This window comes from Caballeronia sp. LZ032 (assembly GCF_031451315.1).
Lineage (GTDB): Bacteria > Pseudomonadota > Gammaproteobacteria > Burkholderiales > Burkholderiaceae > Caballeronia.
The window spans coordinates 280,092-298,307 of sequence record NZ_JARUXP010000003.1 but is presented as its reverse complement, the minus strand read 5'-3'; the positions used below and the strand labels follow the sequence as shown (position 1 = coordinate 298,307).

Here is an 18,216-nt window from a genome sequence, read left to right as displayed (position 1 = left end):
GAGACTCACTTCGCATCCATGTCGGACTCGTAGAACATCGCAAAGAGCTCGGACTGTGAATTCACGCCGAGCTTCGCGTAGATATGCTTCTTGTGCGCCCGCACGGTTTCAAACGAGATCGCCAGTTTCTCGGAGATCGCGCGTGAGGAAAAGCCGCGCAGGATCAGCATCGCCACTTCAGTCTCGCGCGCCGTCAGCACGCTTCGCCCACTCCGGCTGCCCAGCGTGCCGAAGCGCGCGGCCATGTGCTGGTCATCGCCTTCCACGGGCGCATGCGCCTCGTGCGCCGCTTCTCGCTCGAAGCGCACGCGCTGCTGCATCAGCGCCAGCACCCACGGCGCATAGAGCGTGAGCAGCGCGGTCTCGCGATCGTCATACCGGCTCGTCTTGCCCAGCGACAGACCCATCGTCTCGTTCTGCCCGATGTACACGTTGAAATGCACTTCATCGCCGACGATATTGCGCTTGAAGTAGCGCTGGTAATACTCGGTCATGCGGAAGTTGTCGGGCGCGACGTCGGCGAGCGTGTAGAAGCCCGACTGACGCATCTCGAAGGCGGCGAGATAGAACGGATCGAGCTGATACATCGCCGACAGATAGTGCTGGAACAATACGTCGATCTTGCCGTCGGGCAAGGCCTGCTCGGCCAGCACGTGCGGCAAGTCATCGCGCAGGAAGCGCAATGCGACCCAGCTGTCGAAGGCTACGTGCCGTTCCAGCACGCGTGTTAGACGCGCCCAGAATTGCGGGCCGTCGAGGGCCTCGATGGCCGAGCCGATCTCCCGGTGAAAGGCGAGATCCCGCCATTCCAGCTCCATGCAGTGCTCCTGTGGGGTACCCCGGATGGGTAATTTCTCGCCAAAAATATTACCTTGATAATCGGCCGTGACGCCGGCAGTCCAGGCGCGAATCATCACATGGCGCGACGCATCCGGCGTGTTCAGCGCGTCTGAAAGGGATATGAAAGGAGACGGGCAATGCAAGTGGAGCTGGCGCAACTGCAACTGATCGACGGCGATCTCGCGCACAACACGCGCAAGGTCGTGCAGACGATCTCGAACGCCGACACCTCCGGCGGCACGAAGCTGATCGTGTTTCCCGAGACCACGCTGTCGGGCTTTCCGGTGCGCGAGAACGTGGCGCAATTGGCGCAGGCGCTCGACGGCCCCGCGTTGACCGCGGTGCGCGACGCCGCACGTCAACGCCGCGTGGCCGCAGCGGTGGGATTCACAGAGCGCGAAGGCGCGCGTTTGCACAACACGACAGTCCTCATCGACGAACACGGCGAGATTGCGCTGCGTTATCGCAAGACGCATTTGTGGGCGTCGGACATTGGCATCTACACGCCGGGCGACCGCTTCTCCACCTGCATGTGGAACGGCCTCACAGTGGGCCTGCTGATCTGCTACGACATCGAGTTTCCCGAGACCGCGCGTGCGATTGGCGCGCTGGATGCGGACCTGTTGCTCGTGACGAACGGCAACATGGATCCGTTCGGTCCGGTGCATCGCCGCGCCATCGCCGCGCGCGCGATGGAAAACCAGATGTTCGCGCTCATGGTCAATCGCTGCGGCTCGGGCGATGAAGCGTTGACGTTCCCCGGCTTGTCCGCGCTCATCGATCCTTTCGGCGAAACCGTCGTCGAACTGGGCGGCGCGGAGACCGTGACGAAAACGGACATCGACCTGAAGCGACTCGAAGCCAGCCGCGAGCACTACAACTACCACCATGACGCGCGCGTTGCGCTTGGTCTGACAGCCGTCCAGGAAGCCGACGGCACCCGTTCGCTGTTGATCGACGCGCGCGCCCGCAAAGCAGGCTGACCGCACGACACGCTGGTCGAATCACAGAATCACAACACCACCGGCCGCCGCCGCGGCCAGGAGACACCATGCAGACTTCATCTTCCGAACCCACGCATCTGAAACGCACGCTCGGCTTGCCGTCGGTGCTGCTGTTCGGCCTGGCCTACATGGCGCCGCTGATCGTGTACGGCACCTATGGCGTGCTCGCCAAAGCCAGCGGCGACACGGCCGCCCTCGCCTATCTGCTCGCACTCATCGCGATCGTCTTCACGGCCCTGAGCTATGGCAAGCTCGCACGGCTCTTTCCGGTGGCGGGCTCGGCCTACACCTACACGCGCAAGACCTTCAACGCGCATCTCGGCTTCATGATCGGCTGGGCGACGCTGCTCGACTATTTCTTCCTGCCGATGGTGATCTGGCTGATCGGCGCGGCCTATCTCAACGCCGCGTTCCCGCATGTGCCGTCGTGGGTGTGGATCGTCGCGTTCATCGTGCTGACGAGCGGACTGAACATCGTCGGCATCGAACTGGCGGCGCGCTTCAACATCGTGCTGATGATCGTGCAGCTCGTGATCGTCGCGCTGTTCGTCGCGCTCTGCTGGCATTACGCCGCAGCGGTTGCCGGGCCGGGCGGCATCGCGATGGCCGAGCCGTTCTTCAAGCCGCATGTGCCGCTCGGCGTGACGATGGCGGGCGCCGCGATTGCCGCCTATTCGTATCTCGGCTTCGACGCGGTGTCCACGCTCACGGAGGAAACCATCGAACCGAAGAAGAACATGCCGCGCGCCATCGTGCTGATTGCGTTGATCGGCGGCGCCATCTTCGTGATTGCCGCCTGGACGATGCAGCTCGCGCACCCCGGCGTCGAATTCAAGGATACGGATTCGGCGGCGTTCGAGGTCGCGAAGATGATCGGCGGCGATCTCTTCGTGAGCGTGTTCCTCGCAGGGCTGATTCTCGCGCAGTTCGCTTCGGGCATTTCGGCGCAAGCGAGCGTCGGCCGCCTGCTGTATGCGATGGGACGCGACGAGATCCTGCCACGACGCATCTTCGGGTTCGTGCATCCGCGCTTCAAGACGCCGGCGTTCAACATCGCGATTGCGGGCGTGGTCGGCTTGATCGCGTTGAAGATGGATGTCGCGACATCGACGTCGTTCATCAACTTCGGCGCGTTCCTCGCGTTCACGGCCGTCAATCTCTGCGTGATCCGCATCTGGCTGTCAGGGAATCATGGCGAACGCCGTATCGGCATGCTGGGCGGACTGGTGTTTCCGGCCATTGGCGCCATCGCCGATATCTGGCTGCTCGCGAGCCTGGAAACGCGGGCGCTCGTGCTCGGCGCAGTCTGGTTCGTGGTGGGGATCGCTTACCTGTGCTGGATCACGAAGTTCTTCCGGCAGGCGCCGCCGGAAGTGGCGCTGTAGGGCAAGCGCGCCTGCCAGCTGGGCTTCCCGAAGAAAAGCCAGGCTCGACACAGCGCGCCCTCGCGAGACCCAGGGCGCGCCGCTCATCAGAACTTCCACTGCAAATTCCCCGTCAGCGTGTGATCCTGCGCACCGCCGCCATACTGGCCGGAGTACTGCACGCCAAAGCTCAGGTTCTTCGTGATCGCGGCATCCACGCCCAGTTCCACCACAGCGGCATCCCGCGCGATCGGCACGCCAGTCACGTCGAACGCGCTGCCGCCCGCGACGAACGCCACACGCGAGACCGGCGTGGTATCGCCCATCGCATGCCGCCAGCCGGCCATCGCACGTGCAGTCAGCATGCCGCGTGCGCCGGGATAGAAGCGCCATGCGGCCCGTGCGCCGAGCGTCGAATAGGTGATGCCCTGATTGTCGGAGTCGCCCTTGAGCGCGGCCGGCCCGCTCTCTTCGAAGCCGTCCGAAGACACGTTCACGTAAGCGAGCGCGGCGAACGGTTCCACCGCGACCGGTCCCGCCGCGATGCCATAACCCACCTCGCCGAAGACCTGTCCGATCCTGGTCGTCTGACCCGAGCTTTCCTTCGCGTTGAAGCCCGAGAAGCCGATCGTGCGATCCGTGTCCGCATGATTCCACGAGTAGCCGCCACCCATGCGCACGCCCAGCGGGCCGTACTGCGCACCGCCGTACAGCGCAAGGTGATAGCTGTCCACCGAAGCGCTGGCGTTGAGGTCGTCGCTGATCGAGCCGTGACCGAAGCCCGCCGCCGCGCCCACGCGCCAGTGATCGTTCACCGCCGTATCGACGCCGGCGAAGAAGCCGCTGGTGGTCTGCGTCACATCGGATACGCCGCTCGGGCCGTTCAGCCGGTCATGCGCGCCATAGCCCTGCGCCCAGACCGTCGGCCGCCACGGCGCGCGCTCGGCGCAGGCCGCGCTGGAGCCGCGATGCGTCGTGCCGGCCGCGTTCGTCGAGGTGTCGTCGCACATCGCGCCTTGCGATGACGACAGCGCCGCCAGCGGTCCGTCCTCCGGCGAGAGGCCGCGGCGCAGACGGTCGGTGACGGCGTCGCGCAAGAGGCGGCTGTCGTCGACCAGCATGCTGCGCGTGCTTGCGTAGATCTCGCCCGCGAGCGTCGCGAAGCCCCAGCGGGCGCTCGGCGCATCGGACAGGAAGATGGCGTCGAACACCGGATTGCCGACGCCGAGCTGGGCGATGGCCGTGGCCGCCGCGCGCTGGTTCGGCGTCGCCGCGATCGACGGGAACAGCACGCCGTTCGGCACCAGCGACAGATACACGTTGTTGGCGTCGTAGCCGAGCGTCGGCGTGAGGAACACCAGGTTCGACGTCGCGTTGGTGAAGGTCCCGTTCACGCCGCCCTGCGAGGTGAGGATGGTGTAGTTGTTGTCGAGCCCCCACTTGCCGCCGCCTGCCTGCACGTTGACGGTGCCGCCCTGGATCGTCGTCGTGCCGCCCGCCAGGATCTTGCCGCTCTGCTGCTGCGGATTCGCGCCGACGTTGTAGTTCGAGCCGGGTTCGAAGGTGACGTTGCCGGCGACGTTGAGCGCCTGTCCGGGCGTCGTCGCGGCAGCCGTGCCGCCGTCGTGGACCACGACGCTGCCGACCGTGCCGCTGCCCGACACCGTGCCGCCCGAACCGACCGTCACGGGTGCGGCGGGCATCGCGCCGGCGACGTCGAGCGTGCCGCCGCCCACCGCCACCGGGCCAGTGCTCGTGTTGTTGCCGGTCAGCGACAGCGTGCCGTCGCCGACCTTCGTCACCGTGCCGCTGCCGCTGATGCTGCCGCCATAGGTCACGTTGCCCGAGCTGTTGAACACCAGCGAACCGTTGTTGTTGATTGGACCGGTGATGCTGCCGCTGGTGCCGCCGTTGCCCACTTGCAGCGTGCCGCTGTTGATGGTCGTGCCGCCCGTGTAGGTGTTCTCGCCGGTGAGCGTGAGCGTGCCGGGACTCGTCTTGGTCACGCCGCCCGCGCCGCCGATGGTGCCGCCGTAGTCGCCGCCGCCCACCGCGATGCCACCCGTGCCCACGTTGACCGCCGATCCGGACACGCCGTTGAGGGTCGAGATCGCTACTTGCGTGGTGCCCGTGTTGAGCGTGCCGCCGTTGAGCGTGACAATGCCGCTGCCGAGCGCGGTGCCGGTGTTCGCGGTGATCGAGCCGCTGTTGAGCGTGGTGCCGCCGCCGTAGCTGTTGTTGCCGGCGAGGGTCAGGTTGGCGGCGCCGTCCTTGGTGATGCCGCCGCCGCCCGTCACCGGCGAGGTCAGCGTGAGATCGTTGCTGCCGCCGAAGGTCGCGCCCGTGTTCAGCGTGACCGCGTTGCCGATGGTGAGCGCCGTGGAGGTATCCAGCGTCGACGGGGCATCGACGCTGAGGCCGCCGGAGCCGAGCGCGCCGGTATTGCCGAGCACGAGCGTGCCGCCCGCGAGAGAGGTGCCGCCGGTGAAGGTATTGGCGCCGTCGAGCGTCTGCGAGCCCGTGCCTGTCTTCACGATGCCGCCCGTGCCGCTGATGGTGCCGCCGTAGACCGAATTGCCGTTGACCGCGAGATTCAGGCTGTGCGAGCCCAACAGCACGCTGCCGCCCGCGACGCCCGAGAGCCCGCCGAGCGTCGGATTCGTGCTGGCGCCGCTTACGTCGAGCGTTGCGCCGGGCTGGCCGATATCGACGATGCTCGCGCTGTCCAGCGAGCCGCCTGCGCCGAGTGCGAGCGTGCCGGCGTTGATCGTCGTGTTGCCGGTGAAGGTCTGCGCGCCCGTGAGCGTCTGCGTGCCGCTGCCTTGCTTGACGATGCCGCCCGTCCCGCCGATCGTGCCGCCGAAGGTGGTGTTGCCCGCATCGCCGAAGGCCAGCGTGTTGCCGCCCAGCGCGACCGAGGTGCCGCCCACGCCGCTCAGCGCGCCGATGGTTTGCGGCGTGTCCGCGCCGCTGACATCGAGCGCGGTGCCGGCGTTCGCGAGGTTGACCGCGCCGGTCGATGCCAGGCTGCCGCCCGCGCCGACCGCAATGGTGCCCGCGTTCACGGTGGTGCCGCCGGTGAAGGTGTTGCCGCCGGTGAGCGTGAGCGTGCCGCTCCCGTCCTTGGTGACGCCGCCGGTGCCGTTGATCGCGCCGCCGAAAGTGGTGCTGTTGGCGTCGCCGAGCGTCAGCGCGGTGTTGCCGAGCGTGACCGCAGTGCCGCCGACGCCGCTCAGCGCGCCGATCGTACGCGGGCCGTTCGCGGCGCTCAGGTCGAGATCGGCGCCGGTACCCGACAGATTGACCGCGCTGCCCGCGGCGAGGTCGCCCGCGCCCGCGAGCACCAGCCTGCCTGCGCCGATGTTGGCGCCGCCCGTGAAGGTCTGCGCCGCGGTGAGCGTTTCCGTGCCCGTGCCTTGCTTGACGATGCCGCCCGTCCCGCCGATCGTGCCGTTGAAGGTGGCGTCGCCGGCATCGCCGAAGGTCAGCGTATTGCCGCCGAGTGCGACCGAGGTGCCGCCGACGCCGCTCAGCGCGCCGATGGTCTGCGGCGCGCCTGCGCCGCTCACATCGAGCGCGGTGCCGGCGTTCGCGAGATTCACCGCGCCGGTCGATGCCAGGCTGCCGCCCGCGCCGACCGCGATGGTGCCGGCATTGACCGTCGTGCCGCCGGTGAAGGTGTTCGCGCCGGTCAGCGTCTGCGTGCCCGCGCCGTTCTTGACGATGCCGCCCGCGCCGTCGATTGCTCCGGCGAAGGTGCCGTCGGCGGCGGTGCCGAACGTGAGCGTGTTGTTGCCGAGGCCCACGACGGAGCCGCTCACGCCGTTCAGCGCGCCGATCGTCTGCGGTCCGCTCGCCCCGCCGATGTCGAAGCCCGCGCCGGGGCCGGTCAGCGTCACCGAGGTTGTCGGCGTGAGGCTGCCGCCCGCGCCCAGCGCGAGCGTGCCTGCATTGATCGTCGCGCCGCCGGTGAAGGTGTTGGCGCCGGTGAGGGTTTCGGTGCCCGCGCCCGTCTTGACCAGGCCGCCGGTGCCGGAGATCGTGCCGCCGAAGGTGGCGTTGTTCGCGTCGCCGAGTTGCAGCGTGTTGGCGCCGAGCGTCACGTTGGTGCCGGCCGCGCCCGCGAGCGAGCCGATTGCCGGCGCCGTCGTGGCGCCGCTCACGTCGAGCGCCGCGCCCGCGTTCACCAGATCGACGATGCCGGTCGGCGACAGGCTGCCGCCCGCGCCCAGTGCGAGCGTTCCGGCGTTGATGGTCGTGCCGCCGGTGAAGGTGTTGGCGGCGGTGAGCGTTTCGGTGCCCGCGCCGTTCTTGACGATGCCGCCCGCGCCGTTGATCGTGCCCGCGAAGGTGCCGTTGGCGACGTCGCCGAATGCGAGTGTGTTGTTGCCCAGGCCGATAGCCGAACCCGCCGCGCCGTTCAACGCGCCGACGGTCTGCGGTCCGCTGGCGCCGCTGATGTCGAAGCCGGTGTTCGCGGCGAGATTCAGCGCGCCGGTCGCGGCCAGACTGCCGCCTGCGCCCAGCGCGAGTGTTCCGGCGTTGATCGTCGTGCCGCCGGTGAAGGTGTTGGCGCCGGTCAGCGTTTCGGTGCCTGTGCCGTTCTTGGTCACGCCGGCCGTGCCGCTGATCGTGCCGCCGAAGGTGGCGTTGGTGGCGTCGCCGAAGGTCAACGGGTTCGCGCCCAGCAGCACCGACGTCCCGCCGACGCCGCTCAACGCGCCGATTGTCTGCGCACCGCCTGCGTTGCTCAGATCGAGCGATGCGCCCGTTCCCGCGAGATCGATCGCGCCTGTCGGAGCGAGACTGCCGGTAGCGCCCAGTGCAATGCCGCCCGCGTTGATCGTCGTGCCGCCGGTGTATGTCCTCACAATCGAAGAAAAAAGCAATTCAATTAGGCATTTACCGACCCTTTTGCTCGTTTCTAAAGGAACAAAATATGACCGTTTCGTTCGAATAGAATCAGATACTTACGTGTAGTTTTAAACACGCGATCCACGACGGAAACCATTAGGATAACGGCCGAAGCGCTTTTGTAGCGCTTAGCGCAATACTGTACATCCATACAGTAATTCGGAAGGGGTAGGGATGGCGGCGACGTCGACGTGGTGCCCGCTCTACGCGGGGCGGCCCGAGCTCGGCGTCTTCCAGCCGGCGGTCGGCGACGTGCCAAATCGTAGGCATCGCGACGAAGCGTAGCTTCGGTGCGACGATTGCTGGACGCACTCCACTTACATCGGAGACCGTCCATGTATAAAGCCGGTGCCTACTTTGTCGAATGCGTTCCGGAGCAAAAAGCCTACGGATGGCATTGCATCCTTCACTTCTCGCGCATCAATGATTATCAGCACTCCGGCGAGATACCAAGGACTTCACTCGTTAGCCCCATCATCGCGGGCTCCAGCCTGGCGGTGGAGTATGAGTCCGTGAGATGGGCTCGAGAGTATGTCGAGAAGCATCGGGACGAACTGGAGTTGGCGCTGAGCCGCTGACGCTTGAGCCACGTTTCTCTCCACCTACGTTAGGTACGGAGAACCCACAGGATCAAAAACACGGCCGGCAAACCAAGCACAGCGATCCCTAAGCCGATGATGATTGCAACATCGAATCCATGTAGTCGCTGCTCGAACGCTTTCCATCGTTCCAGCGTCGGATCCATCACGAGGCGGTCGTAGGTAAGAGAGGCACGGTCCGCTTCACGGCGGCGGAATTTCGTCACCATGTAGTTGCCCCCTCGTGCACTTCGTAAAGTTGCATCTGCCCTACTCCGTCACAAGCCAGACCAGAAAGAGCGCGGCTGGAAGTCCCAGTATGGCAATGCCGACTCCCGAAAGAATGAATAGGTCGTACTTCTGCATCTTTGCTTCGAAAGCCTGTTGGCGGGCGAGGACCGAGGCCTCAACAATGTTGTCGTAATTCATGGACGCTGGCTTCGATCGACGGAAGCGACGATAGCGAGAACGAACAGCCATATCCGTGCGGCCTGGATGGGCGATTGTTGTCAGTACTCCCTTCATAGCAAGAATTGTACGATCTTACGAGAGCGCTTTTTAAATTTAGACTTGTTAGGCTCAACGCAAAGCGCGAACGCACGGCAGGGCTGTGCGGCTTTGCTGACCTCTGACGGGGCTACATTAAAGGGGATACATCAATGATAATATCTTAGCGAATTGTAAGGATTCGCTTAAATGGAACGGATCTTCATGACGCGCCGTCGCGCGCTCAGTCGGCTGCTGCAATTGCAGCGTGAGTTGCGCAAAGAGGCGCAAGGCCGGCGCGTTGTCGAAGTTGAGGGGCGACTGGATCAGTCCGACGTGATCGAACAGCTATTGATGGATGTTCGTGCTTGCCGCATCCACTCGTTCCAACTCGCTGGCCCTCCGAGAGTGGAGGTGTTTATAACTGAATAATTTTGGTGGACTGCACTAGCGACTTTCTCGCCAACGCGGGCCACAAGCTATCAGTCGATTTTTGCGGCGACCCTCGTCTCATCGATGCCAGTTAAGGAAGGGCTCGGATGTCGCTGCGAGTATCGTCACGTTCTTGTGACCGCGTTGTCGGCATAGCAACGCGCTCCCCTACGCCTCTGAATGCCTATTTTCGATTACGTTTCGGCTTCACGTACCGAGAATCCAAAACATCAGGAAGACCGATGGCAAGCCCAGCATGGCAATCCCAACACCGATGATGATTAACACGTCATACATTTGCGTCCGCTCCTCGAAGACCCTCTGTCGATTGAGGACTGTAGCCTCCATCATATTTTCATAATTCAGCGAGGCCGGTTTCGGTCGGCGATTTCGGCGATAACGAGAGCGGGTAGGCATTTTGAAGTAGCCTGTACAGGCGGTCATGGTCTGCATACGACTCCGCAAGATTCGTACGAGCTATGCGATCCATGCCCAACAGCATTAGGCAGCGACAAATTCACCCTCCTACGCGTTCCCTAGAGGTGCCTGAATATCCGCCCAACCAACGCTTCGAAGTATCCCTCTCCGGTATTCACTATCGCCGCAAGCATCTGCCCGAACGCTGTCGTTAAAATCAACTCCGTCGCCAGCATTTGCGCTGTTTGGAGAGTAATCGAATTCAGAAATGGCTCGTTTTGAGAATCGCTGACTTCGAACTCGAACCGATGTTTGCCCTGTGGCCCGTCGTCCCCGGGGTGATATGACGTAATCCGTGCTTGAACGTCCATAAGCCATTACAAATTCCGCATCTCACAAATTCCATCTGCCGTGACTATTCGCCCGAGCGCACTGGTGGGCCCGACGGGGCGATCAAGGAGCGCTGTCGTGCCGCGACAGGTCCAGACTGCCTGGCGCAGCCCGAAGCGATGCCGCCAACGCTTCCCGCGACGCCTTATGAAGAAATTCCTGCCCGTGCGGGGTTTTATTGAAAACTCTTACAACGCCCTCGACGGAAAGGACGAGCGAGGGAGGCCGGTAGCCAAACGTCCCGACTTTCCCACCTCGGCTCATCAACATAAACGTCCATAGGCCGTCAGATTCTGACCGCACAAAGCGAGCAAAAAACTCTTTGTCTCGATTCGTCAGGAAGAACAGCATGCCGTCCGCCGTTGTCTCAGCGACGAGTGCAGCCTCGCACGGTCCAGCTGGTGCTTTAGACATACCCGCTCCATTCGCCTTGGGAAACAGAATCATAGTCTAGATTCTGTCCACCCACAGAGACGTCAACGGCTGTTATCTATGATCGGACCGACATCATTGTTAGGCCGGACGGTCGGGGCCAGTACTGGATCGGTTCGAAGGTTGAAGCAGGAGCTGCTTCGCCAAAAAGACGCAGGTCCGCGACCTACAAACTTTATTGGCAGTTCGCCTCGCGCTATCTGCGGCCATCCAAACATACCGCACATATCTCTTGTCGGAGACTGCAGGTGGGCTCACTTGTCCCTGAGCTCGCGGGAACTAACGCCCGCCCTCGTGGCGGGCCCTTTTTTACGGCTTGCCCAGCCGCGCGCCGGGCTTTTTCATTTCTCGCCCAGCTTCCAGCCGCAGTGTTTGGCGCCCATCTTCAGGTTCGCGGTCACCTGGTCGAGAAAAGGCCGCGACATCGCCATGACGTCGGCATCGCTCGGCGTCTCTGGCTTGAAGTACAGGCAGGAGTTATCCACGACCCGGGTCGGTCCCGGCACTTCCTTGACCTGAACCGGGGTTGTCGGCGCCGGAGCCGTGGAGCAGCTTGAGAAGCTCAGCGCGAGCAGCAGCGTCGTCGAGAGCAGCTTGAGAGTTTTCCACATCGGTTCGCTCCTGCGCGGCCGTGGCCGCAGTCTTTGCCACATCGGCGTCCGCCTGTACATCGGCCGTCTTGCGCGCGTTGAGGTTGTCTTCTGCCACCTGTTGCATCGCCTTCGCGGCCGCCACGCCGGCCTGCGCCTGCAGCTGAGCGTCCACCACCTTCGTCTTGGCGCTCATGTGCGTGAACAACGCCCACGCCGCGGCGAGGCCCATGCCGATCCACGGCCCAAGCTTCATCACGAGTTCGATCATGCGATTTCTCCGGTGACAGCCACGACGGCCTGCGCGTGGAGCGCGGGCCACGTTTCGGGCTTCGGTTTGCCAGGGCGCCAGACGCGCTGGTACAGCGCCCACGATCCGACTGCGTCGTCGATCTCCGGCAGCCGTTTCGGATCAGTAAAGAGGCCGAGCCGCGCGACGCCGGCGGCGAGCACGTCGTCCTTGTCGAGCGCGCCGTAGATCGCAACCGGATCGAAGGCAACGCCGCGCGCCTTGCAGAGCACGCTCAGCCAATACCGGCTCGACGGATGCAGATAGAAGCCCCAGATTCCGCCGCGGCTCGCCTGCGTGCCCTGCTCGCACTGCCAGAAGCCGCGCGCCGGGCCGCCGCCCATCTGCTGCCGCGTCGCGAAGCGCGATTCCTGCAGCCCGATGCTCAGCAGCATGACGCGCGCTTCGCCGGTGTCCATCTGATACGGCAAGATCGCGAGTGCCGGCGCGACCGCCGCGCGGATGACGTCACTGAGTTCCATCGCCGGCCTCCTTCGGCGCGCGATGCACCGACGTGTAACGGATGGCGATGAACGTCAGCCCGAAGATCGTGTATGCGATCCACTGCTGCACGTTCTGCGGGATCACGTCGCGCAGTTCGCGCGGCATGCCGGACCACGCCTGCGAGATGAGCGGGCCTGCGCCGGCGAGCGCAGTGAACGCGGCGCCCGCGATGACGGTTCCCTTCGTGTGCAGCTTCTGCCACCCGGTGGCCAGCGTCAGCCGCCAGCGGGTGAATGGGATGAGAGGCATGTGCCCTCCAGAAATGAAAAAGCCCGGCGCGCGGCCGGGCGGAGTGGTAACTGTTGCCGTTATCGAAATACCGATAACGAGAAGATCAGCGGCGGTTTCCTACCCACGGCTGCGGCGGCAGCGGCGGCTGCACGGCGGTGTCCAGCTTCTTGTCGACGGCCTTCGCCGTGCTCGCGGCCTCGACAGCCTTCGCGGTCGCGACCGTGACCTTCTGCTCGACGGCTTCGGTTTTCTGTGCCGCAACCGTGGCGGCCGCCGCGGCCTGCCGGGCCTGCTTGATTAGCGCCGCCTGCCGCGCGTCGGTCACCTTCGCGCGGTCGCCGAGGAAGCGCAGCGTGTACGCGACGACCTCGTGCGTGTCTTCCATCTGGGCGCGGATGTCGCTCAGCGCCTGGGTCGCCTGCTGATTCATCCCTTCGAGCCCGGCAACCTTGGCAGTGAACTCGCGCTCGCATGCCCTGCGTTCGTCCGCGCGAACGGTCGGAAACCGACTGATCAGCACGGCCCGCTCGTCCGCATCCGCGCGTGACTGCCATTGCGCGCCCGCGAAGCCGGCGACGAGCACCAGCAGGCAAACGGCGATGAGCAGTTTGCTCGCGCGCCACCACTGACTAAGATTTGGCAATTTCGCTCTCCAGTTCAGCGATTCGATCCTCGAGCGCGGCACTGCGCCGCTTCTCCTGGTCGAGCTCGTTCTCCGCGATGCGCCGGAGCTTCCGCTCGGCTTCGACTTCCACATCGCGCTCGTCGAGCTTCTTCTCCAGCGAATCGATACGCTCCGTCAGACGCGCGATTTCGTCCCTCATGTTTTTGAGGGCGAGCGCCTCTGACTGATCGATCTGAATGTCTTTGCGGCGGCTCCGCACCTCCTGCCAGATCCACCGGAACGCCAGCGCGCCAAGCGCGCCCATTCCCGTGTTCTGTGACCATTCAGGCAAAGACATGTCGTTCCTCGTACTCACGCCGGTCGTCCGGGCATAAAAAAGCCGCCCGAAGGCGGCTCGCTCCTATTTGGCCTGCTCTTACTCGGCGATCTGGGCGCCGATGAAGTACTGCCGCGCCGCGGTCGGCGACGTCTTGTCATCGGCTGCCGCGACGATCTTCTGCTCGGCATACGCGCGCGGGGCGACGCCATCCGTCGGCAGTTCAGCGAACTCGATCGACTGGCTGAACACCGGTTGCTTACCGTCGTCGTACGTCTCCTTGCTCACGAACGACTCGAGCTGCGCGGCGCTGCGCGCATTGCGATAGTCGATGGTCACCTGTTGCACGACGTGATAGGCCGCCGTCGCGCCAGTGCCGGGCGTGACGTAGTCGATGATGATTGCCATGTGCTGCTCTCCTAGATGTTCGAGACGTCGAGAACCAGATAATCGTATGGCAGGTGCATCTGGCTCTCAGGGACCGTTTGCCCGGTGAAGGTTGATGTCGCTGGGTTGTCTGTTTTCCACGTGACACTGGACCCCGAGAACGACACCGCCGGCAGGGTCAAAACGCTGATGACAGTGACGGGATTGCCCGTTCCCGTGCCGTTGTTCTGGACGATGTAGCGCAGCTGTCCTTGCACCACAGCCGGCGTCCCCGCGTAGCTGCGCGTGATGCCCGTGTCCATCGGCTCACCCGATAGGCCGCCGGGCGAACTCAGCGTATCAACCACCCGCATGTACTTCGTGCGCGAGTCGAAGACGAGCCCGCCCGCGCTGTTGAAGACCTGCAGCCCATAGTTCCCGGACAGCGTTGCAGTCGCCAGATCGTCGAAGATCCAGTACTGCACGCTCACACCGGCGCCCTGGCAATGGAAGTAGTAGGTGATGCTGCTTCCAGAGACCGTCGAGTAGCGGAGATAGCACTTGCCGGACGAGCGCCACGCGATCAGCGGGCTGATGCCCGCGCTCACGGTGAGCGTCGCGAGATACCAACCAGTGCCACCCGACGGCGAACCGCCGGAAACAACCGTGCCCTTCTCGCGCAGACCCAGATTCTTGAAGGTGCTGTCGATCTGGACGTTGCCCGACGCATTCAGCACCTGCAGGCCGAAGTCAGCCATCAAAACACCCCATACAGCACACGGACCGACCGGTTCGGATAGGAGGTCGCCGGAAACGTCCAACTGATCGTGCTTCCGCTGATCGACACGGACGGCGGCACGGTCGACTGCGAGAACGGATCAATGTCGCGAACGGTGAACCAGGGCGTTCCGTTCGAGAACACCGGCACAGAGAGCGATCCTGACGCCGTGCCGGTGTCGAACTGCCCAGCGAACCGCGTGATGCGATCCGTGACCTTCAGCACGGGGTTACCGGCTGAGTCGTAGCACTCAAGTCCGTAGGCCATCAGGGGATGTATCCAAGCCGCACGCGCAGCGTGCCTGCCGGGTCATAGACCTGTTGGCCGTTCGCGTTGAGCAGATTGCGGCCGCCGCCGCCGGTGCCGTTGATCTCGAACGAGCCCGCCTTGTTAATCTGCCAGCCCTGCTGCCCGGACACGAAGTTGTTGCTCTGGATTGTGTCGCCAATCATCGCGTTGGTGATCCAGCCGGTGCCGATGAACGCCTGATTGAGGAACGTCTGGCCGCCTTGGATCACAAACGGCGCGCTGACCGCCGATCCGTTCGGGTCGAGCACTGCGAAGCGGCTCGCAGCGACGAGCACCTGCGATTCGACGGTGCCGCTCGTGTTGTCGACGCCCACGCCGATTCCGGCGATGTACGTGCGGCCATTCGCGGTGATCTGCGTCTTGATCTGATACGACGCCGCAACGCGGCCGTTGATGTCCGCGTACGAGTTCGATGCGGTCTGCGCGAGCGCCTGCGCACCGTTCGCCGTCGACTGGATCGTCGTGATCTGCGACGCTTGCGCACTGTCAGCGTCGACGCGCGCCTGTGTCTCTGTTTGAATTGCGGCGATCAGCGTCGAATTGTTCGACGTGATTTGCGCCGTTACTGTCTCGACGTTCTTCGCAAGGGCAAGGTCCGCCTCAGCGCGCGCGCTCTGCTCGGACCACACGCCTGCGTAGATCTGCGTCGAACCTGCGTAGTCACCGGTGCTTCCCGCCAGCGGGGGCAACAGCACCTGCGCGCTGACGACGTCGAGGCGCTCGGACAGCGCGCTATCCGCATCCGAGCGGGTCTGCGACTCCTGCGTGATCGCGGCCGCGGTCTCCTCGACAGTCTGCTGAAGATCAGGAATTGCCTGGATGTCGGACAGCAGATCCTGTGCGAGCTGCGTGGCCGTGATCTGGCCAGTCAGATACGAGAGGATCTCCGTCGCGTCGCTGCTGCTTTGCCCCAGCACGCCCTGCGCCGTGGTCGGATACCACGGCCCGATGTTGCCTGTCGTGTCGACCAGGCGCGCCCAGAAATAGAACGACTGGCCCGCAGCGAGCCCCATCAGATTCGCGCGAGCCTGCGGATACGGATAGAGCGAAAGGCGGGTCGCGGTGTCGCGATCGTTCGTCTTGCTGTACCAGACGTCCGTGTATGCCGTGTCCCCCGCGGAGCCGTCGGCCGGGAAAGCCCAGTCCAGTTGGATGGCGAAGACCTGCGTGGTCGTCGTGAGCGACACCAGCGCCGGCGGCGGGCTCGTCTTCCCCGTCAACTGGGTTTCGACGCCGTACGCCGGGATGGACGTCACGCCCAGGGCGTTCTGCGCGCGCACGCGCGCCAGATACGTGCCCTGGTAGATGCCGCTCACCTCAACCTGCAGGCCGCCAGTCTGGTTTGCCGAGACCCAGTCGCCGTTGTCCTTGCGCCACTCGGGGAGGTAGTTCACTGCATTCGAGGCGGCGTCCCACGCGATGACCATGATGGTCTTCGAGATGCCTTGATCGACCACCGAGTAGGTCGACACGCGCACGTTCGCCGGCGGCGGCTGCACCGACGGCGGGATGACGGTGATCGGGCGTACCTGAATGGCAGCGCCGTTGTCGATCGCCGCGTACTTTCCGGGCTCGTACTGCGTCGCGTTGATCGTGTAGGTGATCTGGCCGTCGTCGTCCGATTCCTGCACGCTCACGACGCGGAACAGCTGCGACGCGAGGTCAGCGCTCTCCACCATCCAGATGGCGCCCGCTGTCGGCGGCGTCGTGAAGACATCGGAAACAGTGACGGCATCGCCTGCCACGCTCTGAACGGTCCGTTTCTGCGCCAGCCCGGTCGGCAGGATGACGGTCAGCGTGTCGCCGGCGGCGATCGACGGCGCCTTGTCGAGCGTGACGACGCGCCCGGCTGCCGCGCGGATCCGGCCACCGGTGCGCCGCCCTGCCTTCGCCGGGTCGGCCACGGCGATAACCGTGCCTGGCGGACAGAGCGTGCCATCGAGACCGACCTGGAAGGAGACCGTGTTCGTTTCGTACCGGCTCGTCAAGAGCGTCCACAGGCCGAGCCGATGCGCCTGCCCCTGTGAAGTCGTGCCGAACGCCGTGATCTCGGCCTTCATCACGCCATAGCGCGCCATGCCGTCTTCGTCTGGCACGTACTCGACGGCCTGCTGATAGCTGTTTGCCGGGTCGTTCCAACTGATCAACGCGGTGGTGTAGCGCGTCTTGCGCGCGGAGCCAACGTATTCGAAGGCGCCATTGACGACGTTCGCAGCCGTGTAGACGTACTCGGGATCCTGCGGCATGTCAGCGTTCGCGACGACCTGACCCGGCCCCCAGTAGGCAATGCCACGGAATACCGTCGCGAGATCCTGCAGGACCTTGTAGGCATCCGCGCGCGACTGGATCACGGCATTGCAGGTGAATCGCGGCTCCTGCCCGCCCTTCCCGTCCGATACCATCACGTCGCAATACTGCGAGATCTGATACAGGTTCCACTTGTCGAGCATCGACGCATCGACGAGCTTGCCGAGCCCGTAGCGGCCGTTCAGCACCAGGTCGTAGAAGATCCACGCCGGGTTGTCAGTCCACGCCGTCTTGAAGGTTCCGTCCCACGTGCCGGCGTACGTCCGAAGGTCGGCGTCGTAATTCGTCGGCACCCGCACGATGACGCCCTTGATGTCGTATGAGCAGGTCGGCACGGAACTGAACGACTGCGCATCGAACGAGAGACCAACGAGCGCGCTCATCGGATAGCGCAGTTTGCGGTCAATGATCTCGGTGATCGCCTCGATGTTCACCGTATCAGCGATCAGCGAACTGTGTGCGTTCGGCGTGATGCGCCGGACTCGCACGAGCCAGCCTGTCGTCGCAGCCGGAAGCTCGATGCGCACACTGCGCTCGTAAAGCGACGTCGTCTTGCCGTCGAATGCGCCGTCAAGCACCTGCGCGTATGCCCCGCCGTCCGTCGCTACGTCGATTGCGTATTCGATCCGGTAACCGGTGACGTCGCCGGTCGTTGCATTTGACTGCTGAAGCGCTGGAACGCCGAAGCGAATTCTCGCGGCCGTCAGCTGCGTGTTCTTGATCTGATGGACCCACGGCGTATCCGACGTGAGCGCGACGCTAACGGCTACTTCGTTCTCGACGGCCGGGAAGCCGGCCATATAGGTCTGATCCTGCGTGCCCAGACGCGAGTCGACGGTGTAGTTCGTGAAGTTGGTCGATCCGTCGCTGTTCTGGATGGGCGTGTCATCGAGGAAGACGGACTGCAGGCCGTTGACCAGTCCGACAATGGGACCCTCAGAGACGACGTCGAGCACTTTCGCATAGGCGGTCGAGTGCAGACTGTCCGGCGACTCCGTCGGCGTGCTTGCCGATCCGCCACCTTTTGCACCTTGAATGCGCATG

19 protein-coding genes and 1 pseudogene are annotated in these 18,216 nt (G+C 64.3%); 4 read left to right on the top strand and 16 right to left on the bottom strand.

Features of this window, described 5'->3' with window-relative positions:
• Positions 1-5 precede the first annotated feature (5 nt).
• A complete protein-coding gene (locus QCE69_RS22930; protein ID WP_309933200.1) occupies positions 6-818 on the bottom strand; it encodes a helix-turn-helix transcriptional regulator in 813 nt (270 codons plus the stop codon).
• A gap of 159 nt (positions 819-977) precedes the next feature.
• Between QCE69_RS22930 and QCE69_RS22925 the strand changes: the two genes are divergently transcribed.
• Positions 978-1,823, top strand: coding sequence for a carbon-nitrogen hydrolase family protein (locus QCE69_RS22925; protein ID WP_309933199.1), 846 nt, complete (start codon positions 978-980; stop codon positions 1,821-1,823).
• A 68-nt stretch (positions 1,824-1,891) separates the two neighbouring features.
• Positions 1,892-3,229 (top strand): APC family permease, encoded by a 1,338-nt coding sequence (locus QCE69_RS22920; RefSeq protein WP_309933198.1) that lies wholly within the window; start codon positions 1,892-1,894, stop codon positions 3,227-3,229.
• A gap of 86 nt (positions 3,230-3,315) precedes the next feature.
• On the opposite strand, the pseudogene QCE69_RS22915 reads toward QCE69_RS22920, so the two are convergent.
• A pseudogene (locus QCE69_RS22915) lies at positions 3,316-8,073 on the bottom strand (autotransporter-associated beta strand repeat-containing protein); the annotation flags it as partial.
• Positions 8,074-8,457: 384 nt separating this feature from the next.
• Between QCE69_RS22915 and QCE69_RS22910 the strand changes: the two are divergent.
• Entirely contained in the window at positions 8,458-8,700 is a 243-nt protein-coding gene (locus QCE69_RS22910) for a hypothetical protein (protein WP_309933194.1), read from the top strand.
• Between the two features lie 29 nt (positions 8,701-8,729).
• On the opposite strand, the gene QCE69_RS22905 is transcribed toward QCE69_RS22910, so the two are convergent.
• Both QCE69_RS22905 and QCE69_RS22900 read right to left on the bottom strand, forming a co-directional pair.
• Positions 8,730-8,930 (bottom strand): hypothetical protein, encoded by a 201-nt coding sequence (locus QCE69_RS22905; protein ID WP_309933192.1) that lies wholly within the window; start codon positions 8,928-8,930, stop codon positions 8,730-8,732.
• A 40-nt stretch (positions 8,931-8,970) separates the two neighbouring features.
• On the bottom strand, positions 8,971-9,129 hold the full coding sequence (locus tag QCE69_RS22900; protein WP_309933190.1) for a hypothetical protein: 159 nt from the start codon (positions 9,127-9,129) through the stop codon (positions 8,971-8,973).
• 267 nt (positions 9,130-9,396) lie between these two features.
• Between QCE69_RS22900 and QCE69_RS22895 the strand changes: the two genes are divergently transcribed.
• Entirely contained in the window at positions 9,397-9,618 is a 222-nt protein-coding gene (locus QCE69_RS22895) for a hypothetical protein (protein WP_309933189.1), read from the top strand.
• Positions 9,619-9,825: 207 nt separating this feature from the next.
• Here QCE69_RS22895 and QCE69_RS22890 read toward each other — a convergent pair whose 3' ends face one another.
• The 12 genes from QCE69_RS22890 to QCE69_RS22835 form a co-directional block, all read right to left on the bottom strand.
• Positions 9,826-10,071: a hypothetical protein gene (locus QCE69_RS22890; protein ID WP_309933188.1), complete on the bottom strand. Its 246-nt coding sequence runs from the start codon at positions 10,069-10,071 to the stop codon at positions 9,826-9,828.
• Positions 10,072-10,488: 417 nt separating this feature from the next.
• A complete protein-coding gene (locus QCE69_RS22885) occupies positions 10,489-10,839 on the bottom strand; it encodes a hypothetical protein (RefSeq protein WP_309933186.1) in 351 nt (116 codons plus the stop codon).
• A 359-nt stretch (positions 10,840-11,198) separates the two neighbouring features.
• On the bottom strand, positions 11,199-11,342 hold the full coding sequence (locus QCE69_RS22880; RefSeq protein ID WP_309933185.1) for a hypothetical protein: 144 nt from the start codon (positions 11,340-11,342) through the stop codon (positions 11,199-11,201).
• Positions 11,335-11,718, bottom strand: coding sequence for a hypothetical protein (locus QCE69_RS22875; protein WP_309933183.1), 384 nt, complete (start codon positions 11,716-11,718; stop codon positions 11,335-11,337). The genes QCE69_RS22880 and QCE69_RS22875 overlap by 8 nt, the downstream gene beginning before the upstream one ends.
• A complete protein-coding gene (locus QCE69_RS22870) occupies positions 11,715-12,218 on the bottom strand; it encodes a hypothetical protein (RefSeq protein ID WP_309933182.1) in 504 nt (167 codons plus the stop codon). The genes QCE69_RS22875 and QCE69_RS22870 overlap by 4 nt, the downstream gene beginning before the upstream one ends.
• Positions 12,205-12,489 (bottom strand): hypothetical protein, encoded by a 285-nt coding sequence (locus QCE69_RS22865; protein WP_309933181.1) that lies wholly within the window; start codon positions 12,487-12,489, stop codon positions 12,205-12,207. Before QCE69_RS22865 ends, QCE69_RS22870 begins: the two co-directional genes overlap by 14 nt.
• Before the next feature lie 85 nt (positions 12,490-12,574).
• On the bottom strand, positions 12,575-13,114 hold the full coding sequence (locus tag QCE69_RS22860; protein ID WP_309933179.1) for a hypothetical protein: 540 nt from the start codon (positions 13,112-13,114) through the stop codon (positions 12,575-12,577).
• Positions 13,101-13,433, bottom strand: a complete 333-nt coding sequence (locus QCE69_RS22855; protein ID WP_309933178.1) for a hypothetical protein — start codon at positions 13,431-13,433, stop codon at positions 13,101-13,103. Before QCE69_RS22855 ends, QCE69_RS22860 begins: the two co-directional genes overlap by 14 nt.
• Positions 13,434-13,511: 78 nt before the next feature.
• Complete coding sequence (locus tag QCE69_RS22850; protein WP_309933177.1) at positions 13,512-13,820, bottom strand: hypothetical protein; 309 nt, start codon at positions 13,818-13,820, stop codon at positions 13,512-13,514.
• 11 nt (positions 13,821-13,831) lie between these two features.
• Positions 13,832-14,536, bottom strand: coding sequence for a hypothetical protein (locus QCE69_RS22845; protein ID WP_309933176.1), 705 nt, complete (start codon positions 14,534-14,536; stop codon positions 13,832-13,834).
• Positions 14,536-14,823 (bottom strand): hypothetical protein, encoded by a 288-nt coding sequence (locus tag QCE69_RS22840; RefSeq protein WP_309933175.1) that lies wholly within the window; start codon positions 14,821-14,823, stop codon positions 14,536-14,538. Before QCE69_RS22840 ends, QCE69_RS22845 begins: the two co-directional genes overlap by 1 nt.
• On the bottom strand, positions 14,823-18,215 hold the full coding sequence (locus QCE69_RS22835; RefSeq protein WP_309933173.1) for a host specificity protein J: 3,393 nt from the start codon (positions 18,213-18,215) through the stop codon (positions 14,823-14,825). The genes QCE69_RS22840 and QCE69_RS22835 overlap by 1 nt, the downstream gene beginning before the upstream one ends.
• Position 18,216 lies beyond the last annotated feature (1 nt).